The 21,079-nt window shown below is 59.2% G+C and carries 19 protein-coding genes and 1 pseudogene; 11 read left to right on the top strand and 9 right to left on the bottom strand.

What is annotated here, in order from left to right; translation table 11 throughout:
* The first annotated feature begins 69 nt into the window (after window positions 1-69).
* From AACH39_RS13260 to AACH39_RS13240, 5 genes are all read left to right on the top strand, one after another.
* On the top strand, window positions 70-537 hold the full coding sequence (locus tag AACH39_RS13260; protein WP_338620327.1) for a hypothetical protein: 468 nt from the start codon (window positions 70-72) through the stop codon (window positions 535-537).
* Window positions 538-601: 64 nt separating this feature from the next.
* Window positions 602-1,126, top strand: coding sequence for a DUF2247 family protein (locus AACH39_RS13255; RefSeq protein WP_338620326.1), 525 nt, complete (start codon window positions 602-604; stop codon window positions 1,124-1,126).
* A 1-nt stretch (window position 1,127) separates the two neighbouring features.
* Window positions 1,128-1,514, top strand: a complete 387-nt coding sequence (locus AACH39_RS13250; RefSeq protein ID WP_338620324.1) for a hypothetical protein — start codon at window positions 1,128-1,130, stop codon at window positions 1,512-1,514.
* Between the two features lie 315 nt (window positions 1,515-1,829).
* A complete protein-coding gene (locus AACH39_RS13245; RefSeq protein ID WP_338620322.1) occupies window positions 1,830-2,216 on the top strand; it encodes a hypothetical protein in 387 nt (128 codons plus the stop codon).
* Between the two features lie 137 nt (window positions 2,217-2,353).
* Window positions 2,354-2,740, top strand: a complete 387-nt coding sequence (locus tag AACH39_RS13240) for a hypothetical protein (protein WP_215778827.1) — start codon at window positions 2,354-2,356, stop codon at window positions 2,738-2,740.
* Window positions 2,741-3,408: 668 nt separating this feature from the next.
* Here AACH39_RS13240 and AACH39_RS13235 read toward each other — a convergent pair.
* Window positions 3,409-4,017: an NAD(P)H-dependent oxidoreductase gene (locus AACH39_RS13235; RefSeq protein ID WP_215778836.1), complete on the bottom strand. Its 609-nt coding sequence runs from the start codon at window positions 4,015-4,017 to the stop codon at window positions 3,409-3,411.
* 109 nt (window positions 4,018-4,126) lie between these two features.
* Between AACH39_RS13235 and AACH39_RS13230 the strand changes: the two genes are divergently transcribed.
* Together AACH39_RS13230 and AACH39_RS13225 are read left to right on the top strand one after the other, a co-directional pair.
* A complete protein-coding gene (locus tag AACH39_RS13230) occupies window positions 4,127-5,062 on the top strand; it encodes a LysR substrate-binding domain-containing protein (protein WP_215778838.1) in 936 nt (311 codons plus the stop codon).
* 79 nt (window positions 5,063-5,141) lie between these two features.
* A complete protein-coding gene (locus AACH39_RS13225; RefSeq protein WP_338620317.1) occupies window positions 5,142-6,332 on the top strand; it encodes an amino acid aminotransferase in 1,191 nt (396 codons plus the stop codon).
* A gap of 339 nt (window positions 6,333-6,671) precedes the next feature.
* Here the strand turns inward: AACH39_RS13225 and AACH39_RS13220 are convergent, their stop codons facing one another.
* Window positions 6,672-7,688 (bottom strand): nucleoid-associated protein, encoded by a 1,017-nt coding sequence (locus AACH39_RS13220; protein ID WP_215778844.1) that lies wholly within the window; start codon window positions 7,686-7,688, stop codon window positions 6,672-6,674.
* Window positions 7,689-7,759: 71 nt separating this feature from the next.
* The gene (locus AACH39_RS13215; RefSeq protein ID WP_215778846.1) at window positions 7,760-8,731 is read right to left on the bottom strand and encodes an endonuclease/exonuclease/phosphatase family protein; all 972 of its coding nucleotides are present in this window, start codon (window positions 8,729-8,731) and stop codon (window positions 7,760-7,762) included.
* A 134-nt stretch (window positions 8,732-8,865) separates the two neighbouring features.
* Between AACH39_RS13215 and AACH39_RS13210 the strand changes: the two genes are divergently transcribed.
* From AACH39_RS13210 to AACH39_RS13200, 3 genes are all read left to right on the top strand, one after another.
* Window positions 8,866-10,584, top strand: a complete 1,719-nt coding sequence (locus tag AACH39_RS13210; RefSeq protein ID WP_338620313.1) for a sensor histidine kinase — start codon at window positions 8,866-8,868, stop codon at window positions 10,582-10,584.
* Window positions 10,581-11,303, top strand: a complete 723-nt coding sequence (gene btsR, locus AACH39_RS13205; RefSeq protein ID WP_338620311.1) for a two-component system response regulator BtsR — start codon at window positions 10,581-10,583, stop codon at window positions 11,301-11,303. The genes AACH39_RS13210 and btsR overlap by 4 nt, the downstream gene beginning before the upstream one ends.
* A 121-nt stretch (window positions 11,304-11,424) precedes the next feature.
* Entirely contained in the window at window positions 11,425-13,239 is a 1,815-nt protein-coding gene (locus AACH39_RS13200; RefSeq protein WP_338620310.1) for a carbon starvation protein A, read from the top strand.
* A 184-nt stretch (window positions 13,240-13,423) separates the two neighbouring features.
* Here the strand turns inward: AACH39_RS13200 and AACH39_RS13195 are convergent.
* From AACH39_RS13195 to AACH39_RS13170, 6 genes and pseudogenes are all read right to left on the bottom strand, one after another.
* Window positions 13,424-13,695 (bottom strand): annotated as a pseudogene (locus tag AACH39_RS13195) (transposase); the annotation flags it as partial.
* 103 nt (window positions 13,696-13,798) lie between these two features.
* Window positions 13,799-14,056, bottom strand: a complete 258-nt coding sequence (locus AACH39_RS13190; protein WP_215779199.1) for a hypothetical protein — start codon at window positions 14,054-14,056, stop codon at window positions 13,799-13,801.
* Between the two features lie 151 nt (window positions 14,057-14,207).
* A complete protein-coding gene (locus tag AACH39_RS13185; protein ID WP_338620309.1) occupies window positions 14,208-14,534 on the bottom strand; it encodes an AzlD domain-containing protein in 327 nt (108 codons plus the stop codon).
* Window positions 14,531-15,229: an AzlC family ABC transporter permease gene (locus AACH39_RS13180; protein ID WP_338620307.1), complete on the bottom strand. Its 699-nt coding sequence runs from the start codon at window positions 15,227-15,229 to the stop codon at window positions 14,531-14,533. The genes AACH39_RS13185 and AACH39_RS13180 overlap by 4 nt, the downstream gene beginning before the upstream one ends.
* A 102-nt stretch (window positions 15,230-15,331) precedes the next feature.
* Window positions 15,332-16,729: an L-serine ammonia-lyase gene (locus AACH39_RS13175; RefSeq protein ID WP_215778860.1), complete on the bottom strand. Its 1,398-nt coding sequence runs from the start codon at window positions 16,727-16,729 to the stop codon at window positions 15,332-15,334.
* 57 nt (window positions 16,730-16,786) lie between these two features.
* A complete protein-coding gene (locus tag AACH39_RS13170) occupies window positions 16,787-18,097 on the bottom strand; it encodes a serine/threonine transporter (protein WP_338620305.1) in 1,311 nt (436 codons plus the stop codon).
* 708 nt (window positions 18,098-18,805) lie between these two features.
* Here AACH39_RS13170 and pflB point away from each other — a divergent pair.
* The gene (pflB, locus tag AACH39_RS13165; RefSeq protein WP_215778864.1) at window positions 18,806-21,064 is read left to right on the top strand and encodes a formate C-acetyltransferase; all 2,259 of its coding nucleotides are present in this window, start codon (window positions 18,806-18,808) and stop codon (window positions 21,062-21,064) included.
* Window positions 21,065-21,079: the final 15 nt, after the last annotated feature.

The following is a 21,079-nucleotide window of genomic DNA, read 5'->3' as shown; positions in this document are numbered from 1 at the left end:
GCAAAACAATGATACTTATCCAGCAAAACATGCAGAATATTGGATAGAATAACAACCAAAGAGGTATACATGGAAACAGTTATTAAATTTAATACTCTCCATTGCGCAAATCTAATAAGAGCTGACATAAATAAAACAATCAACCTCACACAAAATAGCAATAAAGAAATTCTTCAAGGAAAAAAATGGATCTATGCCACGCTAGATGACAAACAGATACTTGGCCAAGATGCAATCAACTTATCGACCGCAATGAATAATGCAAATTGTCATCAGGCTCATTACGGCTGGGCATTGGACTTTCTCAACAAAAGTGATTTTGAAATCAATACCTTCAGCTCAAACCAAGAATCCATCGAGGAAATTCAACATCCCGAATCAAGACTAGACCACATGGACAGTGTCATTTTCGGGGACCACCCGTTAAGGTTTTGCATTATTCGACCGGACTCATTCGACAAATTACTCTATGTAGTCGGAGAGGAAAACTTCGTCCGTCAATGCTGCAAAGAAACAGGTTGGAAAATATATCGTTAAATATCCACTGGCAGTTTATTGCCAATTATATTGAGCCAAGAACCCAGAGGGAGGCTGAATTCACATGTGCTTGTCGATCACCATCCCTCTGCATTTCGCCGAACAAAAAACCCGCCTGAGTTGGGCGGCCCTGCTCTGCGGCTACCAGCGAGCCTTACTGACCTGGCGTGACCTGGTCGAAGCGGCCAAAATCCAGCAGCACACTGGCGACCCTGTGATCTTGTCATTAGCCAAGGTGGATAAGAATCATGTCTGGCAAGTGTCCGAACTCGCAACTCAGCTGGCGCAACGGGAAACCAGACAAGAAAGCGAGATTAAAAAACAATGGCTATTCCTCAGTCTGGCCTGGGTCTATGAAAACAGGTTGACCGACCCGGACCCTCTCGGCACGGTAGAGACCATCTATGCTGACTTTGATTACCCACAGGAAATGGCGTCTTTTGTCCGCTACATGCCTGTCACTGGCGGATATTTGCCCAACAATCACTCTCCGGCACAGAATCATCAGCGCATGATGGACAACTGGCAACGCTTCCTGACTCATGCTCAGTCCGAATGGATGCATACGACATCAGGAAAGGCGTTATGAAATGAAAGTGAGATGCATAGCCTCTGAGCTGAACGCCGCGCAAAGGCTCGAACTCAGCCTGGCAGAAAATAGCAATCGATACTACTTAGAGGTCGATTCAGTTCACACCGTGTTAGGTATGAGCTGGAACTTATCGCCCCCGATAGGCGTCATGCTGCTTTTACCTACTGAACTATATATTTTACCCGTACCTCAATGCCTTTTTGAGATCATTGACGCCCGCCCATCTCGTCACTGGATTTTCCGCCAAGCCAGCACGACAGGAATAGAGTGCAAGCCAATTGAGTTTTATACCGAAGGCTTTGCCGAGCGCGTCAGTGATTTTGAGCCCGCGGATTGCGAAATATATCGCGAGATATGCATTCGGCTAGAGCATGAATTTGATTAACACTGGTTATATTTGACACATAAAGGGCATAGCCATAGGTCTTGTCTCAGCGATTTACCCCCCTGACCGAGAAGCTCAGTCAGCAGAACGACGCAGGACGGGGGAGTCCAATCGCAGGGCATACGCCTGATAGGCCTATTCCAATCATTGAGCGATTGATTGCAGAACATGGAGGAAGAGCAAGCGACTGGCGTAAAGTAAGTAGCCCAAGCTACACAGCCAAAGATGGCACACAATTCGAGATTCATGCTTACTGGAATCAAGTCACAAAGCAATTAGTTGAACCTAAGAGCATGATCATTCGGACACCTTAAAATGAAAGTTCTCTGCAAAACAACAACACTAACTCCTGAACAAAAGGCGGTCACCGGGCTGGACTGGCCTCAGGAATGGTATCAACTTGAACCTGGTAAGATTTACACGGTTTTTGCTATTTCCTATAACACCAACCAACCTGGTGGCGTATTTATTGACGTTCCTGGTTCAGAATACATACTGAATGCACCAATCTGCTTATTTGAAGTGATAGACGACAGACCTTCTCGCTATTGGATTGCCAGAAAATACGGAGAGCACAATATTTACATCTGGCCCAAAGAGTTATTTATTGAGTTCTTTCACGATTACTTAACTGACCTGGAACCGGAGTATATGGCCATTTATCAAGCGTTGAGGGTAAAGTTAGAACACGAGTTCGACTAAAACTGGCTGCCACTTCAACAGGGAGCTTGACCCTATGGGCCATGCCTCCTTTTTTACACTCGCCATTTCCCCCGTCACAGCTCATCTATGCGCCCTGACGGGAGGGATGGAGACGCCGACAGGAAAGGCATCATGAAATGAAAGTCAGATGCATCGCCTCAGAACTCACCCCAAAACAGAAACAAGAACTTGGTCTGGCCAACAGCACACATCAGTATTACCAAGAGGTTGGTACGGTTCATACCGTATTAGGCATGAGCTGGCATCTATCCCCGCCCTTTGGGGTGATGCTGCAGCTGCCACACCGGTACTACATCCTGCCTATACCCATGTGCCTGTTTGAGATCATTGATCCCCGACCATCACGCCACTGGATCATCCAGCAAGCAGGTACAACAGGGATAGAATGCCAGCCCATTGAATTTTATGCTGCCAGTTTTGCCGAGCGCGTCAGTGATTTTGAGCCTGAAGCTTGCGAGATCTATCACGAGGTCTGCTTTCGGCTTGAGCATGAATTCGATTAAGAATCGCGATATTTCATGCAAAAGGGACAGCGCCATGGGTGCTTGGACTCTAAAGCTACGTGCTACTCAATACCGGGGGGACGTCGGGGCAGGCGAAATTAATCGGTAGATTCAACCTTCTTCGATTGGCATGCAGACCGCTTCATGCTTCAATGTGGCGGTCTGTTTTTTGTGTGGACAAAACATGCTTAAGCACATTAAAACAATAATATTTAAAATAGTTAGATCCCCTTGTTTTCCTGGTATAGCATTAATTACTTTATTTGACATTATTATTTTGATGTGCATTACCCGCTTTTTGTAACAAGATTACAGACTAAGCAAATCAGCGCTTGCTTCACTACGCCCTTGATTACCCACAAACAATCGAGTCTTTATCCCGCGACCTGTCGGCAAATGGCGGGTAGCAACCCAACGATCACTTAGCGGTACAGAATCATCAGCGCATGATGGACAACTGGCAACGCTTCCTGACTCATGCTCAGTCCGAATGGATGCATACGCCATCAGGAAAGGCATCCTGAAAAAAAAGGCGAATGCCAGGCGTCAACGCCGATGCCTGAGCAAATAGCGACAAAAGGGTGCATGCCCCACAGGCCATGCACCCTTTTCTTCATTTCACCCATCGCGGCACACTTCGCGAGCACCGCGGCGGACGATCAGAACCGTTACAGCTTCAGCGCAGCAATCGCTTCGTGGGCGGCATGCAGCGCGGTGGCGCGCTTGTCTTCGCCCATGTTGACCGCTTCGGCGCGCACGATCTGCACGTCGGCGCTGCCGAGGAAGCCCATCACGGTACGCAGGTAATCTTCCTGGAAGTCCATCAGCTGACCTTGCTCATTGGTGTAGACACCACCGCGCGAGGAGGCGATCAGTACCTTCTTGTTCACAGCCAGACCCACCGGACCGTTTTCGGTGTACTTGAAGGTACGGCCCACGGCAGAGATGCGGTCAATCCAGCTCTTCAGTTGCGAAGGAATCGAGAAGTTGTACATCGGCGCAGCAATCACCACCACATCGGCAGCCAGGAACTCATCGATCAGGCTGTCGGTCAGCGCACGTTCGGCACGCTGGGTCGGGGTCCAGTCGGATTCGGGGGCAAAGGCAGCACCAAAGATTTCACCCGACAAGTGAGCGATCGGCTGAGCCACCACATCGCGGTAGGCCACGCTGGCTTGCGGATGACGGGCACGAACAGCGGCCACCATGGCGGCGCTCAGTTCACGCGACACCGACTTGTCACCGAGGATGCTGGCATCGATATGCAGGATTTTCATGATGGGTTTCCTTCACAAGTTGTTTGTATGGCTGAATCGTATATTGCTGGGACAATCATGAATAGATAGCTAAAATCAGATTCATTGTTCCAAAAACAGGACAATCTACATGCAAGACCTGAATGATCTGTTTTACTTTGCCAAAGTGGTCGAACACGGCGGCTTCATGGCCGCCGGCCGCGCCCTGGGCATTCCCAAGTCGCGACTTTCACGGCGCATTGCCGAACTGGAAGAACGCCTGGGCACCCGACTGCTGCATCGCACCACCCGTCACCTGGCGCTGACCGAGATTGGCAGTCAGTACTACCAGCACTGCCAGGCGGTGCTGGCCGAAGCCGAAGCCGCAGAAGAAACCATCGCCCGTGTGCAGGCCGAGCCGCGCGGACTGTTGCGCATCAGCTGTCCGGAACTGCTGGCAAAAACCCTGCTGGCCCCCATCCTGCCACGCTTTCTGGCCGCCCATCCCCAGGTACGCATTCAGCTGGAAGCCACCAACCGCCGCGTCGATCTGATCGAAGAAGGCATTGATCTGGCACTGCGCGTGCGCAATGTGATCGAAGACAGCGCCAATCAGGTTGCTCGCCCCCTGAGTACCAGCCGCATGCTGATGGTTGCCAGCCCGGCCTTGCTGGCAGAGCTGGGCACCCCGCGCATGCCGGGCGAGCTGCTGCGCTACCCCTGCCTGACCATGAGCCGTCCGGATGGCCGAGGCCTGTGGGTGCTGCTGGATGGTGATGGTCATGAAGTCCGGCTGCAGATCGATGCCCCGCGCCTGATGACCGACGATCTGGTGGTCCTGGCCGAAGCGGCGGCTCAGGGGGTCGGCGTCGCCCTGCTGCCCAGCCTGGTCTGCCAGCCCTATCTGCAGGACGGACGGCTGCAGGCGCTGCTGCCGGATTGCCAGTCGCCCTGGGGCATCCTGCATCTGGTCTACCCCTCAAGGCGCGGGCTGATCCCCGCCCTGCGGTTGCTGATCGACTTCCTGCTGAACGAAACGCCAGGCCAGAGCCAGGGCTTCTATCAGGCACGGGTGATCCGGGAATAGCACTGGAAGGGGCCTCGGGCAGGCGGTATAGTCAGCGGATAACCATACGAATACCTGACAACTACATTGGAGAATTCCCTTGTTTGAACACGTCGAATCCTACCCTGGCGATCCGATTCTCGGCCTGCTGCAGGCCTTCCTGAAGGATGAACGCAGCGACAAGGTCAATCTGGGCATCGGCCTCTACTACGATGAGGAAGGCCGCCTGCCACGTCTGGCCGCCGTCAGTGCCGTCGAGGCCAAACTGCAGCAAAATCCGACGCCCTGCAGCTATCTGCCGATGGAAGGCGCCGCCAATTACCGCCAGGCTCTGCAGCCGCTGCTGTTTGGCCCGAATGCGCCATTCGCCCGGATCGCCACCATCCAGACCCTGGGTGGCTCCGGCGCGCTGAAGATCGGCGCCGACTTCCTCAAGCGCACCTTCCCCGAAGCCGGCGTCTGGGTCAGCGACCCGACCTGGGACAACCATGTGGCCGTGTTTGAAGGCGCCGGTTTCAAGGTTGGTCGTTACCCCTACTTCGACGCCCAGGGCAGCCGGGTCAAGTTCGAGGCCATGCTCGACTGCCTGGCCAGTCTGCCGGCACACAGCATCGTGCTGCTGCACCCCTGCTGCCACAACCCGACCGGCACTGACCTGAGCCCGGCCCAGTGGGACCAGGTGATCGATCTGCTGCTTGAGCACGAACTGGTCCCCTTCCTCGACATCGCCTATCAGGGCTTTGGTGACGGGCTGGAAGAAGACGCCTATGCCATTCGTACTCTGCTGGCGCGTGGTGCCTCCTTCCTGGTGGCCAACTCTTTCTCCAAGATCTTCTCGCTCTATGGCGAGCGCTGTGGCGGTCTGTCGGTGGTCTGCGCCAGCGAAGAAGAAGCCCGCCGGGTGCTGGGCCAGTTGCAGGCCACGGTACGGCGCAACTACTCCAGCCCGCCGACCCATGGCAGCCAGCTGATCGCCGGCGTGCTGAGCGATACCGGCTTGCGTGCACAGTGGGAAAACGAGCTGGCCGGCATGCGCGGCCGCATCAAGGCCATGCGCCAGGTGCTGTTCGATGTGCTGAGTCGCGAGCTGCCCGGTCATGACTTCCAGTATCTGCTGACGCAGAAAGGCATGTTCAGCTACACCGGCCTGACACCGCCACAGATCGAGCGCCTGCGCGAAAAGCATGCAGTCTACCTGGTCGGTTCCGGCCGCATGTGCGTCGCTGGACTGAATCGCGGCAACGCCGAGCGCGTGGCCCAGGCCTTTGCCGAAGTGATCCAGTCTGTCTGAACGACCGACATACAAAAGCCCTGCAGCTTGCTGCAGGGCTTTGTTATTTCGGAGGCGGCTGAGCGCCAAACGCCTCACTTTCCGTCAGGATTTTTGCATGATCGTTCTGATGGAAAGGCCATGGGCAAGTCCTATCACAAACAACTTCCCACGCCTTTACGGGAAAGGCAGTCATCTGCCACGAACTGGCGACGCGTCACACTGCCGGACGGTTCCAGTTGCTTCACCCCCAGACCCGAGCCGCCGCCATCACGACTGAGCAGACTGACCCCGCATGGGTTCTGGCTGCTGCTATTGCTGATCATCCTGTTGCAGTCACTGATTCCGGACTGAAACAGCTCAGTCTGCCAGCTCACGCTTGCGCAGCTTGAGCGTCAGTGTCATCTCCCCTTCCCCGTCTGCACTGGAATGAATGTTTTTCAGCGTGATACCGGCCGGCAGCAACAAGCTGATGCCATGGCCGACGCCGTACTTCGACAGCGTCCGCTCCAGCCGCTTGGCCATGCCCTGCGCCGGCAGGGCATCGTGATCATCCCGCACAAAGCCGCAGGACTCGGCCGCCGCATCAAAGGCATGCGCCGCCTGCTCGCGCGGCACGAACTTGCCGGCCACAGCCATCACCTGCCCCGGCGATACCGTCTGGCTCTCTTCGCACAACTCCAGGCACGCCTCGCGGAATTCCGCCTGCTGCACCGGATCTTCGATATCACTGCTGATCTGCTGCACGGCGGTGGCCACCATGCGGCTCTTGGACACCGCATCCGGCACGCGCATGGCCTTGAGAAAATCATCCAGCCAGAACTTGGTCTGCTGCCCCTGGCGATCGATGGCGTAGACGATCGGCCCGTGCTCCAGTATCAGCGCCCCCTTGTCGATCAGCCGCGGGTTGATGCCGCTGGCGTGGCGGATATCGAACACATCCCCCGACTCGACCACACTGAGAAAATCCTCGCGGATCTCGGCCTTGAACACCCCCAGACCACGCACATTGCGCTCACCGTCCGACAGCCCGTCGAACAGGATGACGAACAAGTCACCGGCGCTGATGTTGGGGTGGGTCGAGCGGGCATACAGGTGGCGCGCAATGCGCTGCGACACCTCGAGAAAATCCAGCTCGCCATGAAAGAACTGGCGCGAGTAGTGATAAATCTCGTTCAGCTTGAGATCGGTTTCGTGAAAGAACTGGTACTTCTTCTTGTCCGAGACGATGCCCTTGAGATAGCCATTGAGCAACAGTCCCGAGACCGCCTCATCCACGGCCGGCGTGCGGTCGGACAACTGCAGCACCTCACCGCGCGACTGGTTGCCTACCCGGTGTACCGCCAGACACTGCACATTTGCCTGTTCGATCAACATGCTGCTTGCTCCCTGCCAGAAATCGATGCCGGATTATTCCTGCCGGGCGAGCGCTTGGCAACTGCCATTCCTCAGCGGATCAGTTGCTGCAACTGGGCCGCATCGTTGTCGGTGCGAATCTGGATCCACACCGGCAGATGATCGGACAGCTCGCGGGTATAGCGCGCCTTGCTCATCGGGCCGAAGTGCGCCGGATCAAACAGCTCGTTGATGAACGCGTCGCCCAGATGAAAATCCAGCACCCCGCCCCGGTCGGCAAAACTGTCCGGATACACCGCGGAGGGGTATTGCAGGATCTGGTCATAACGCTTGTCGCGCGCCAGATTGCTGCCGAAGCCATCGCCAATCATCGCCTGCGGCACCTGCAGACCGTAGCGGGTCAGCGCGGCAAACAGCGGACTGTCGCGCGAGGGAATGTTGAAGTCGCCCAGCACGATCAGGTCCTCGTCGACCGACTGCTCCGAGCGGCGAAAATCGTCAAGCCACTGCGCCAGCATGGACAGCTCGCCCAGGCGGTCTGCCTCGTGCTCGCCCCAGCGGATATGCACCGCCATCACCACGAAATCGAAATTGCCGGAACGAAACGAGGCCAGATAGGGCAGGCGCCACCACATCCCCTCAGCCAGGACATATTCGCGGCCCCGGCGCTGGCGCGGCGGAATCGCCACCGCAGCCAGGCCATTGAAGGTGACGGCACGCCGGTCATAGACAAAGGCAAAACGCTCGCCATTACCGCCCGGATCCGGCACCACGCCTGAATAGACCACACGCCAGTCCGGACCGAGGATGGCCAGTACCCGCTGCAGATCCGACAGGTCCTCTTTCAACTCGATCAGCGAAATCAGATCGAACTGCCCCATGATTTCGGCCAGATAGTGAATGGCAGCCTCGCTGCGCGCTCGCTGGCCAAACTCGCGGATATTCCAGGTAGCCAGATTGAGGGTTTCATCAATACGCGAGGACGGAATCGCCGCCGCCGCAATGCGCTGCTTCAGACAACATAAACCACGGGCCAGTACCGGATCGACCTTGCCATGCTGCATGGGCTGCTCCTGGAGAGAGAATCAGCCCGACAGACTAGACAGGGAGGGCGCAGTACAACAGGGCGCGCGGCAACCTCCATCCACATCTGCTGTATGGGCATTCGGTGCTACCATGACGACATGAGCTACCCCCAATGGAAGACCCCATCGTCGGCATGATCGCTTATCAACTCACCGAGATCCTGCTGCTGATGCAGCAGATGTGCGTCTATCTGGTCATTGCCTACCTGATGAGCAAGACCCCCCTGTTCGCGCCACTGGCGGCCGGCACCTTCCGCCTGCCCTACAAGGTGGTGTGCTACCTGGTGTTCTCCGCCTTCTGCATCATGGGCACCTACTTCGGCTTTCACATCAACGATTCGATTGCCAACACCCGCGCCACCGGCGCCGTACTGGGCGGCATCATGGGCGGACCGCTGGTCGGCTTTGCCGTCGGCCTGACCGGCGGCATCCACCGCTACACCCTCGGCGGCTTCTCGGCCTTTGCCTGCATGGTCTCCACCGTCGCCGAAGGCCTGCTGGGCGGGATGGTGCACAGCTATCTGAACCGGCGCGGCCAGCGCGAGCGCCTGTTTAACCCGCTGGTGGTGGCCGGTACCGCCTTCTGCGCCGAAATCATGCAGATGCTGATCATCCTGCTGCTGGCCCATCCCTTTGCCGCCGCCCTCGACCTGGTCAAGCACATCGCCCTGCCCATGACCATTGCCAACTCGCTGGGTGCCGGCATGTTCATGCGCATTTTGCTCGACCGCCGGGTGATCATCGAAAAATACTCCAGCAGCTTCTCCAGCAAGGCACTGAAGATCGCCGCGCGCGCCGAGGGCGTGCTGCGCCAGGGCTTCAATGCCGAAAACAGCCTGCGGGTGGCACGCATCATCTACGAAGAACTGGGCGTCGGCGCTGTGGCCATCACCGACCGCGACAAGCTGCTGGCCTTCATCGGCATCGGCGACGACCACCACCTGACCGGCCAGCCCATCACCTCACCGCATACCCACCGCGCCATCAGCGAAAACCGCGTGGTGTTTGCCGACGGCGCGGAAACCCCCTACCAGTGCTCGATCTCGCCACACTGCCGGCTGGGCTCCACCCTGGTGATTCCGTTGCGGGGCGAGAGCGATCGCGTCATCGGCACGATCAAGCTGTATGAGCCCAAGAACAAACTGATCTCGGCGATCAACCTGACTCTGGGCGAAGGCATCGCCCGCCTGCTGTCGACCCAGATCCTGGCCGGTCGCTTCGATGCCCAGCACCAGCTGCTGGCGCAGACCGAACTCAAGCTGCTGCATGCCCAGGTCAACCCACACTTCCTGTTCAACGCCCTCAACACCCTGTCGGCAGTGATCCGGCGCGACCCGGAGCAGGCGCGGCAACTGGTCCAGCACCTGTCGACCTTCTTCCGCAAAAACCTCAAGCGTCAGACCGAGGAAGTGACGCTGGCCGACGAAATCGAGCACGTCAATGCCTACCTGAAAATCCAGCAGGCCCGTTTTGCCGACAAGCTGCAGGTAGTCTTTGTCTTCGAACCGGACACACTCAACAGCCTGCTGCCGGCCTTCTCGCTGCAGCCGATTGTCGAGAATGCCGTCAAGCACGGCACCGCCCAGCTGCTGGGTCAGGGGCGAATCGAAATCGGCTCGGCCCTGCAGGACGACGGCCTGCTGATCTGGGTCGAGGACAACGCCGGCCTGTACAAACCCAGCATCAGCAAGGACGGTCTGGGCATGAACCTGGTCGACCGGCGTATCAAGGCGCGCTTTGGCGAACGTTACGGGCTGTCGGTACAGTGCGAGCCAGACCGCACCACCCGTGTGGATATTCACTTGCCCTTGCAGAGGGAGGCTGTGGCATGAACGTGCTGATCGTGGACGATGAACCGCTGGCGCGCGAGGAACTGCGCCTGCTGCTGGACCAGGCGCCAGACATCACGGTCATGGGCGAGTGCAGCAACGCCATCGAGGCCATTGCCGCCATTCACCGCCTCAAGCCGGATGTGGTGTTCCTCGACATCCAGATGCCGCGCATCAGCGGGCTGGAGATGCTGGCCATGCTCGACCCGGAGCACATGCCGCACATCGTGTTCCTCACCGCCTACGATGAGTACGCCCTGAAAGCCTTCGAGGAAAATGCCTTCGACTACCTGCTCAAGCCGGCCGAACCGGCGCGACTGGCCAAGACCCTTGAACGACTGCGGCGCGAGCAAGGCTCGCACCAGCCGCTCAACCTGCTGACCCCGGGACAAACCCTGAGCTATGTCCCCTGCCAGGGGGCCGGCAAGATCCTGCTGCTCAAGCTGCCGGACATCGAATACGTCGGCTCGCGCGTCAGCGGGGTGTTCGTGGTCGACCATGCCGGCCAGGAGCACTTTACCGAACTGACCCTGCGCACACTGGAAGAGAAATCGCCGCTGGTGCGCTGTCACCGCCAGTATCTGGTCAACCTGGATGCCGTCGCGGAAATCCGCCTGGGCGAGGCCGGGGCAGCGGATATTCTGGCGCGCAACGGCCATCTGGTCCCGGTCAGCCGCCGCTATCTCAAGCCGCTCAAGCAGCGCGTCGGCATCGCCGACTGAAACCGCTTGGCTGCCGAATCCGACCGCTCAGCCCCGGGCGATGACCGCTTGGTCAGGAACTGCTTGAGCTGGATTTTGATCGTCTTACAGTGACCCCTGAGATCATCCAGGGAGACCGATCATGAATCACGCGATTACCTTCGTCATCGCGACCCTCTGCATCCTTGCCATCTGCTACCGTTTCTACGGTGTGTTCTTCACGCGCAAGGTGCTGGGTTGTGAAAACAATCAAGCCACGCCGTCCCATCTGCTGGAAGACGGCAAGAACTATGTCCCGACCAAGAAGTGGGTCAACTTCGGCCAGCACTTCGCGGCCATCGCCGCTGCCGGCCCGCTGGTCGGCCCGGTCCTGGCCGCCCAGTTCGGCTACCTGCCGGGCTTCCTCTGGCTGCTGATCGGCGCCGTCATCGGCGGGGCCGTGCACGACACCGTGGTGCTGTTTGCCTCGATGAAGCATCAGGGCAAGTCGCTGTCGGAAGTGGCCAAGAGCGAACTCGGCCCGGTGGCCGGCTGGTGCACCGGTCTGGCCATGCTGTTCATCATCACCATTACCATGGCCGGTCTGTCGATGGTGGTGGTCCACGCGCTGGAACGTAATGCCTGGGGCACCTTTGCGGTGTTCATGACCATTCCGATCGCCATCTGCCTCGGCCTGTACGAGAAGTTCTTCGGCAGCAGCAAGATCGCCACCTATGTCGGCATCGCTGCCATCCTGGCCTGTGTGCTGATCGGCCCGCATATTCAGGGGACGCTGCTGGGTGACTGGCTGACGCTGCATGCCCAGACCGTGTCGCTGGCCCTGCCGATCTACGCCTTCTTCGCCACCGCCCTGCCGGTGTGGATGCTGCTGACCCCGCGCGGCTACCTGTCGAGCTTCATGAAGATCGGTGTTTTCGGCGCCCTGGTGGTGGGGGTGGTGTTCATCAACCCGACCATCCAGTTCCCGGCCCTGACCCAGTTCATCCACGGTGGTGGCCCGGTGATCAGCGGTCCGGTCTGGCCGTTCATCTCGATCACCATCGCCTGCGGTGCCATCTCGGGTTTCCACGCCTTCATCGGCTCCGGTACCACCCCCAAGCTGGTGGATAACTGGAAGGACCTGCTGCCGGTCGGCTTTGGCGCCATGCTGGCCGAATGCGTCGTCGGTGTGATGGCCCTGATCGCCGCCACGTCGCTGCACCCGGCCGACTACTTCGCCATCAACGCCACCCCGGCTGCCTTCTCGCACCTGGGCATGCAAGTGGTTGACCTGCCGCGCCTGAGCCAGGAAATCGGCCTGGATCTGACCGGCCGTACCGGTGGTGCAGTCACGCTGGCCGTCGGCATGTCGTCGATCTTCACCAGCATTCCGTGGTTCTCCAAGCTGGCCTCGTACTTCTTCCAGTTCGTGGTGATGTTCGAAGCGGTATTCATCCTGACCGCGGTCGACTCCGGTACCCGTGTAGCGCGTTATCTGATTCAGGACTTCGGCGGCGATTTCTACGCCCCGCTGAAGAAGATTGACTGGATGCCCGGTGCCATCGGCGCCAGCGTGCTGGCCTGCGCCCTGTGGGGCTATCTGCTGATGTCGGGTGACATCAACTCGGTATGGGCACTGTTCGGGGTATCAAACCAGCTGATGGCCTCGATCGGCCTGATCATCGGTGCCACCATCATCCTGCGTCTGTCGCACAACCGCGGCTACATGCTGACCTGCCTGGTCCCGCTGGCCTACCTGTACGTCACGGTCAACTACGCCGGCTACTGGATGATCAGCCATGTGTATCTGAACCCGGCCGCCAAGGGCTACAGCGTGTTCAACGCCACCATCTCGGCCATCATGCTGGCGCTGGGTGTGGTGATCCTGATCTCGGCACTGGGCAAGTGGAAGCAACTGCTGGCCCGTGATCCGAAGGTGGTTCGTCTGCAACAGCAAGAGGCCGCTGCCCGCGCCTGAGGCGAATCAACCACTCGCGTTCAACGCCACGGGGGCCGGTGTTCTACCGGCCCCCGTTTTTTCGCGATGTGTGCGGCGATGGCAGGAGGAGGTCAATCGCTGCCGCCCAGATTCAGGACGCGCTGATCATGACGCCAGTTGTCGTTATCCCCGCGCCCGGTCTGGCCGCTGTGGCTGATCTGGGCGGCGTTGGCCAATCCAGCCCTGCCAGCCTGAGCAAGCTTTGCAACATGCCCACCGCTTGGCGGAGTGCAAGATTAAACAGGTATTTGATCGTCAGGAGAAATGAATGGCGGCATCGCTGAAGGTTTGCGTACGGCCGCGCTTGCCGAGCAGGCTACCGTGCCAGCTCATGTCGCGGTCCAGCCAGATCATCAATGAATCGCGCGCTTTGAGCGCTGCGTTGTAGGCTTTCCAGTTGGTGGTTTTGTACTTTGGCGGGGTGGGCTGGCTCATGCCGTCATTCTACTCCGCCGACTCGGGCCCTGATTTGTGCAACAAAGCCGTTACAAGCAACCCCTCCGGGGACCTTGCGGCCCCCGGCCTCCGAGAACAGTGGTTAATCCAGCGAGAGAATCGTACAACCCGCCACCTGCCGTGCCCGCGCTGCACTGGGCAGATACAGCCATGACGACTGACCGTCGATCGCCTCGACCGCCCAGGCCAGGCGGCTATCGACAATCAGACGGCACAGGCCCTGCTCGGGCAGGCTGTCACGCGGGGGGCAAAGCCGGGAAACCAGCTGCAACAACTGCAGATCGCGTTGCTGACGACTTGGTGGATAGACCAGGGGTGAATTACCATCATACGCAGCCATACAGACTCCTTGTCAGTGTGTGTGGTTAGCGGGCCCGGGGGTGCTTCCGACACCCAAGGGCCCGCGCCCGTTACGGCGAACGCCGCAGACAGCACACTACCCAAGCCCCCGACAGACAAGCAAGCAAGCGCGGTCAGCCCCCCCCCCTCCCTCACCCCAGATTGCGCCACACCACATACAGCACCGTCCCCGCCGCAATGCTCAGCAAGGGATGCTTCCAGCGGTACTGCACCACCATCACCAGCGCCGCCGAGACGATTTCCGCCCAGGGGCCGGATTGCGGGTTGTCGTGGGCGCTGCCGTGCAGGGTATGCAGCACCAGCAGGGTCATGATGGCCGGCGGCAGGAAGCGGCCGAGGCGGTCGATCTCCGGGTAACGGCGCAGCAGTGGTGCGGCGACAAAGGGCAAGGCGCGCAGGGCAAAGGTCACCAGCCCCATGGCGAGAATGGCGGGAACAGCGTAGCTCGGGTCGATCATGCGGCACTCCTGCGGGTGGCGAGTTCGGCTTGCACGACGGCGGCCAGCAGGCACAGGCCGATAGCCACGGCCAGTGCCTGTGCCGGCAGCCACCACTGCGCCAGGGCATAACTGGCGACGGCACAGAGGATGGGCAGCGGTTGACGGGTCGAGCGCCATTGCTCGATGGCCAGCATGGCAAACAGCGCGGCCACAGTGAAGTCCAGCCCCTTGAGGCTGATCTGCGCCCGGGCTCCGATCAGTGCGCCCAGGGTGGCACCCAGCACCCACCAGCCATGGTTGAGCAGGGCGATGCCAACCAGTTTGCGATCGGCGGTGCGGGCCGGCAGGCTGGTCAGTACCGAGTAGGTCTCGTCGGTCAGCGCCCAGGCCAGATAGGCGCGAGCCGCACGTCCGCGCGGCATGTGGTCCAGCAGCGACAGGCCGTAGAAGAGGTGGCGCAGATTGATCACCAGGGTGGCAAAGGCCAGGGTGCTGATCGGCACGCCGGCGGCCAGCAGGGGGATGGCCATGTACTGGGCCGCACCGGCAAACACCAGCACGCTGGCCAGGGTGGCCAGCCACCAGGCGGCACCGGCTTTGACGAACAGGAAGCCATACACCATGCCGAGGGGGACATAGCCCATGGCGATGGGGATCGAGAGGGTGAAGGCGCCCAGCGACGGGCCGGGTGAAGCGGCATCAGGTAGCGACATATCAGGCCTGGCGATCGAGAATGATAATCGACTATACCAATGGTCTGATGTGTCAACAAAGCAAAACCCCGAGCTTTGGCCCGGGGTTTTGTGGGGGCTGACTCAAACGGCAGCCGGTTCGCGTACAGGCTGGATCGGGATGATCATCTCGTCCGGCACCAGCTGGCGGGCCAGGCCACCGCAGGAGGTTTCGCGGTATTTCGAGTTCATGTCCTTGCCGGTTTCGTACATGGCGGCAATCACCTTGTCGAGCGAGACCTTGGGACGGCTGGAGCGATGCAGGGCCATGCGCGCAGCATTGATGGCCTTGACGGCGGCAATGGCATTGCGTTCGACGCAGGGGATCTGCACCTGACCGCCGACCGGGTCGCAGGTCAGGCCCAGGTTGTGCTCCATGGCGATTTCTGCCGCCATGCCGACCTGTTCCGGGCTGCCGCCCATCAGTTCAGTCAGACCGGCGGCGGCCATCGAGCAGGCCACGCCGATTTCGCCCTGGCAGCCGACTTCGGCGCCGGAGATGGAGGCGTTGAGCTTGAACAGGCAGCCGATGGCGCCGGAGGAGAGGAAGTAGCGCAGGGCACTGTCTTCATCCAGCGGGGTGATGAAGCGGTTGTAGTAGGCCAGCACGGCCGGCACCACCCCGCAGGCGCCGTTGGTCGGCGCGGTCACCACGCGGCCGCCGGCCGCGTTTTCTTCGGCCATGGCCATGGCGTACATATTGACCCAGTCGAGCACGCTCATCGGGTCGTTGGCCAGATTGAGGTTGCTGCCCAGCATGCGGTACAGCGACGGGGCACGACGCGGGATATGCATCGGGCCGGGCATATTGCCTTCGGTGCGCATGCCGCGCTCCATGCTGCTTTCCATCACTTGCCAGACATGGCGGAAGTGCGCACGCAGCTCGGCCTCGCTGTGCACGGCCAGTTCGTTTTCCATCACCAGGGCGGCAATCGACAGGCCGCTGGCATTGCACATGTCGATCATTTCCTGGGCGTTGTGGAAGTGGTGCGGCACCTGGATGCTGCTGCACAGGCTCTGGTTGAAGTGCTCGGCCTCGACGATGAAGCCGCCGCCGATAGAGTAGTAGGTCTTGGACAGGACCTTGCTGTCACCGGCAAAGGCATGGATCTGCATGCCGTTTTCGTGCAGCGGCAGATTGTCGGGGATGAAGTCGAGCGCAAAGTTGACACGGCGTTGTTCCGGGCCGAGCAGCATCGAGCCGGTGCGACCGACTTCGGCCACCACGCGCGGGATGCTGTCGATGTCGACGTTTTCCGGCAGGCTGCCGGTCAGACCCATGATGATGGCGCTGTCGGTGCAGTGCCCCTTGCCGGTCAGTGCCAGCGAGCCATGGCATTCGACATGCAGTCGGGTGATGTCGGCGAAGCGTCCGGTGGCACGCAATGCCGCCAGAAATTCGAAGCCGGCTTTCATCGGGCCAACCGTATGAGAGCTGGAGGGGCCGACGCCAATCTTGTAGATGTCTACCATGCTGAACATGATGCGGATCCTTTAATGACTCGCCGGCCCCCGTCCGGCTGGACGGGGCTGCCGGACTCAGACAAACAGTTTGTAAAAAATAGCCGAGATGGCGATCAGTCCGATCACCACCACAAAAACGTTACTGGGCTGGCCGGCGTAACGGCGCATGGCCGGTACCTTGTGGATGGCGTACATCGGCATCAGGAACAGCAGCAGGGCAATCACCGGGCCGCCCAGGGTCTCGATCATGCCGAGTATGCTGGGGTTGAAGGTCGCCACGGCCCAGCAGGTGATGATCATGAAGATGGCGGTGTAACGATCGAGCCGGGCCGGTGACACCGTCTTGCCACGCTGACGCAGGGCCTTGAGCATCAGGCCGTTCATGCCCTCCTTGGCGCCGAGATAATGGCCGAGGAAGGACTTGCTGATGGCAATCATGGCGATCAGCGGGGCCATCCAGGCGATCATCGGATTCTGGAAGTGGTTGGCCAGGTAGGACAGGATGGAAATATTCTGTTCCTTGGCCATCATCAGGTCGGCCGGGGTCAGGCTGAAGACGCAGCTGAACACGAACAGCATGACCGACAGCACCATCAGCAGGTGGGCGCGCAGCAGGGTGCGGTTGGCGGCGGCATCCGGGTTGTCGGGGTGCAGGCGTTTCTGGTCGACGGCGAAGGACGAGATGATCGGCGAGTGGTTGAAGGAGAACACCATCACCGGGATCACCAGCCACAGGGTGTGCCAGAAGCTGCCATGGCCGAGGGCATCGCCCAGGCTGCCGGACTGGGTGATGACGGCAGTGCTCCAGTTCGGGATCAGATAGAGGGCCAGCAGCATCAGCGCGCAGACAAAGGGGTAGACCAGGATGCTCATGGCCTTGACGATGAAGGCGCCCCCCAGGCGCACGACCGACATCAGGCCGAGGATCAGTGCCAGCGAGAACACGGCGCGGGTGGCCAGGCCGCTGCCGACATCGATGCCCAGCTGGTGGTTGAGGAAGGACAGTACGGTATTGGTGATGGCCACACTGTAGACCAGCAGGATCGGGTAGATGGCGAAGAAGTACAGCAGGGTGATCAGCTTGCCGGCGGTCAGGCCGAAGTGTTCTTCCACCACTTCGGTGATGTCGCCGTCGCGGGTCGAGCCGGACAGCACGAAGCGGCTCAGGCCGCGGTGGGCGAAATAGGTCAGTGGCAGGGCCAGCAGGCACATGAAGAGCAATGGCCACAAGCCGCCGATGCCGGCATTGATGGGCAGAAACAGGGTGCCGGCACCAATGGCGGTGCCGTACAGGCCCAGCATCCAAGTGGTGTCATGGCGTGTCCATGCGCCAGCGGCGCGTCGGGACCGGGCGGGGGTCAGCGTCTGTGTTGTCGTACGGGACATGCTTGTCCTCTCCTGAGCGAAGTCACTCCCTGTCACAGCCCTGCCGCGGAATCTTCGCTCCTGTCGGTCAGAATGGCTGCCGTGCCTTATCGCTGATTGTCCCGGTGCATGGGGAAATCTTTACTTCAAAGCTTGGCGTCATTCTAGCCAGTACGTTCACAAACGAATGCAATTATCAAAGTGTCTTTTGACGGTTATCAAACTATAAAAGTGCTGCAAGCGCAGCAAAAAACACTATATAAATTCGCAACTTGTAGAGTATGACCCTATGTTCATGACGCATAGTTTGTCGTGGCATGTTGTATTCGCGCCGCCGTCAAAGTTCGAAATCGAATAAAAACGAAATATCCCTCGCCTTACAAAGCCGAAATCGGCGAGAATTTGGCCATGGCGGGTTGTCGCATTGCACAATTTCCTGTCGCGTTTTTGCACGATACATCGCCCCCGGAGGACGAATCGAACATGGCGCCTTTTCTGGTGTCCGTTCCGATGGATCGATATCACCAAAAGCGACATAAACCCTGTCATTTCAATATGTTCATGCCTGGCCGACCCGGCCAGCACAAACGAAAATCCGTGTTCGGATCTCACAAGAAATGCCACACGCTTGGCATTTGCTTGACCCAAATCAAACACAATGTTCGTTTTCGAATTTATATTGAGTTCGTAAGATGACATTTTGTTTCGAAATCGAAATTGGAGGCGGTAATGGAAGCCCTGACTCGCAACGCGATTGACGCCGACCCCTGGCACAGTTTTGTCTCTGGCAACTGGCAGACTTCGGTCGACGTACGTAACTTCATTCAACTCAACTACACCCCGTATGAAGGCAATGCCGATTTCCTGGCTCCGGCCACCGAGCGCACCAAGGCGCTGTGGGACAAGCTGGGTGAGTTGCTGAAGGAAGAACGTGCACGCGGCGTGCTGGATGTTTCGGCTGACCGCGCCTCCAGCATCACGGCACATGACGCTGGCTACATTGACCAGCAAAGCGAACTGATCGTCGGTCTGCAGACCGATGCCCCGCTCAAGCGCGCCATCATGCCGAACGGCGGTCTGCGCATGGTCGAAAACGGTCTGGAAGCTTTCGGCTTCCATCTCGACCCGATCATCAAGGACATCTGGACTCACCATCGCAAGAGCCACAACCAGGGGGTGTTTGATGTCTACACCCCGGAAATCATGGCTTGCCGCAAGTCGGGCGTGATCACCGGTCTGCCGGATGCCTATGGCCGCGGCCGTATCATCGGCGACTATCGCCGTGTTGCCCTGTACGGCATCGACTTCCTGAAGTCGGATCGTCAGCGCCTGTTCAAGGAACTGAACGACGCCGTCTTCAATGACGACATCCTGCGTCAGCGCGAAGAGCTGTCGGAACAATTCCGCGCCCTGGAAGAGCTGAAGGAAATGGCCGCCAAGTACGGCTATGACATCGGCCGCCCGGCTGCCAATGCCCGCGAAGCCATCCAGTGGGTGTATTTCGCCTACCTGGCTGCCGTCAAGGAGCAAAACGGTGCCGCCATGTCGTTCGGCCGCGTGTCGACCTTCCTCGACGTTTACATCCAGCGTGACCTGGAAGCCGGTGTCCTCACCGAACAGCAAGCGCAGGAAATGATCGATGATCTGGTGATCAAGCTGCGTATCGTGCGCTTCCTGCGTACCCCGGAATACGATCAACTGTTCTCCGGCGATCCGACCTGGGTGACCGAAAGTATCGGCGGCATGGGCGAAGATGGCCGTCCGCTGGTCTCGAAGAGCAGCTTCCGTTTCCTGAACACCCTGTACAACCTGGGCCCGGCACCGGAGCCGAACCTGACCGTGCTGTGGTCGACCGAGCTGCCGCAAGGCTTCAAGGACTTCTGCTCCAAGGTCTCGATCGACACCAGCTCGATCCAGTACGAAAACGACGATCTGATGCGCCCGCACTGGGGTGATGACTACGGTATCGCCTGCTGCGTGTCGGCCATGCGTATCGGCAAGCAGATGCAGTTCTTCGGTGCCCGTGCCAACCTGGCCAAGGCCATGCTGTACGCCATCAACGGTGGGGTGGACGAGAAGTCCGGCGCCGTGGTTGCCCGCGGTTTCGAACCGATCAAGGGCGATGTGCTGACCTATGAAGAACTGATGCCGAAGTTCGACCTGATGATGGACTGGCTGGCCGCCACCTACGTCAAGGCGCTGAACTGCATTCATTACATGCACGACAAGTACGCTTACGAGCGTATCGAGATGGCGCTGCATGACCGCGACATCCTGCGCACCATGGCCTGCGGTATCGCCGGTCTGTCGGTGGCTGCCGACTCGATCTCGGCCGTGAAGCATGCCAAGGTTCACATCATCCGCAACGAAGATGGCCTGGCCGTCGATTACAAGATCGAAGGCGAGTATCCGGCCTACGGCAACAACGATGACCGTGCGGACAGCATCGCGGTATGGCTGACCGAAACCTTCATGAACAAGATCAAGGCGCAACCGTACTTCTATCGCAATGCCATGCCGACCCAGTCGGTACTGACCATCACCTCCAACGTGGTGTATGGCAAGAAGACCGGTAACACCCCGTGCGGCCGCCGCGCCGGCGAACCGTTTGCGCCGGGTGCCAACCCGATGAACGGTCGTGACGTGAAGGGCTTTGTGGCGGCAGGTGCTTCGGTGGCCAAGCTGCCGTACGAAGCTGCGCTGGACGGCATCAGCTGGACCGCTTCGGCAACCCCGGATGCACTGGGTCACACGGCAGAAGAACGCATTGCCAACATGTCGAACTGCCTGGACGGCTTCACCGCTGCCGGTGGCTTCCATGTGAACGTGAACGTGTTCAAGCGTGAAACCCTGCTCGACGCGATGGAACATCCGGAGCTGTATCCGCAGCTGACCATCCGCGTGTCCGGCTATGCGGTGAACTTCATCAAGCTGACGCGCGAGCAGCAGCTGGATGTGATCAACCGCACTTTCCACGCCAAGATGTAATATTGTTGTAGATGG

The sequence above is a fragment of the Paludibacterium flexuosum genome, from assembly GCF_037076605.1.
Taxonomy (GTDB): domain Bacteria; phylum Pseudomonadota; class Gammaproteobacteria; order Burkholderiales; family Chromobacteriaceae; genus Paludibacterium.
This window is presented reverse-complemented; position numbering and strand designations above follow the sequence as displayed.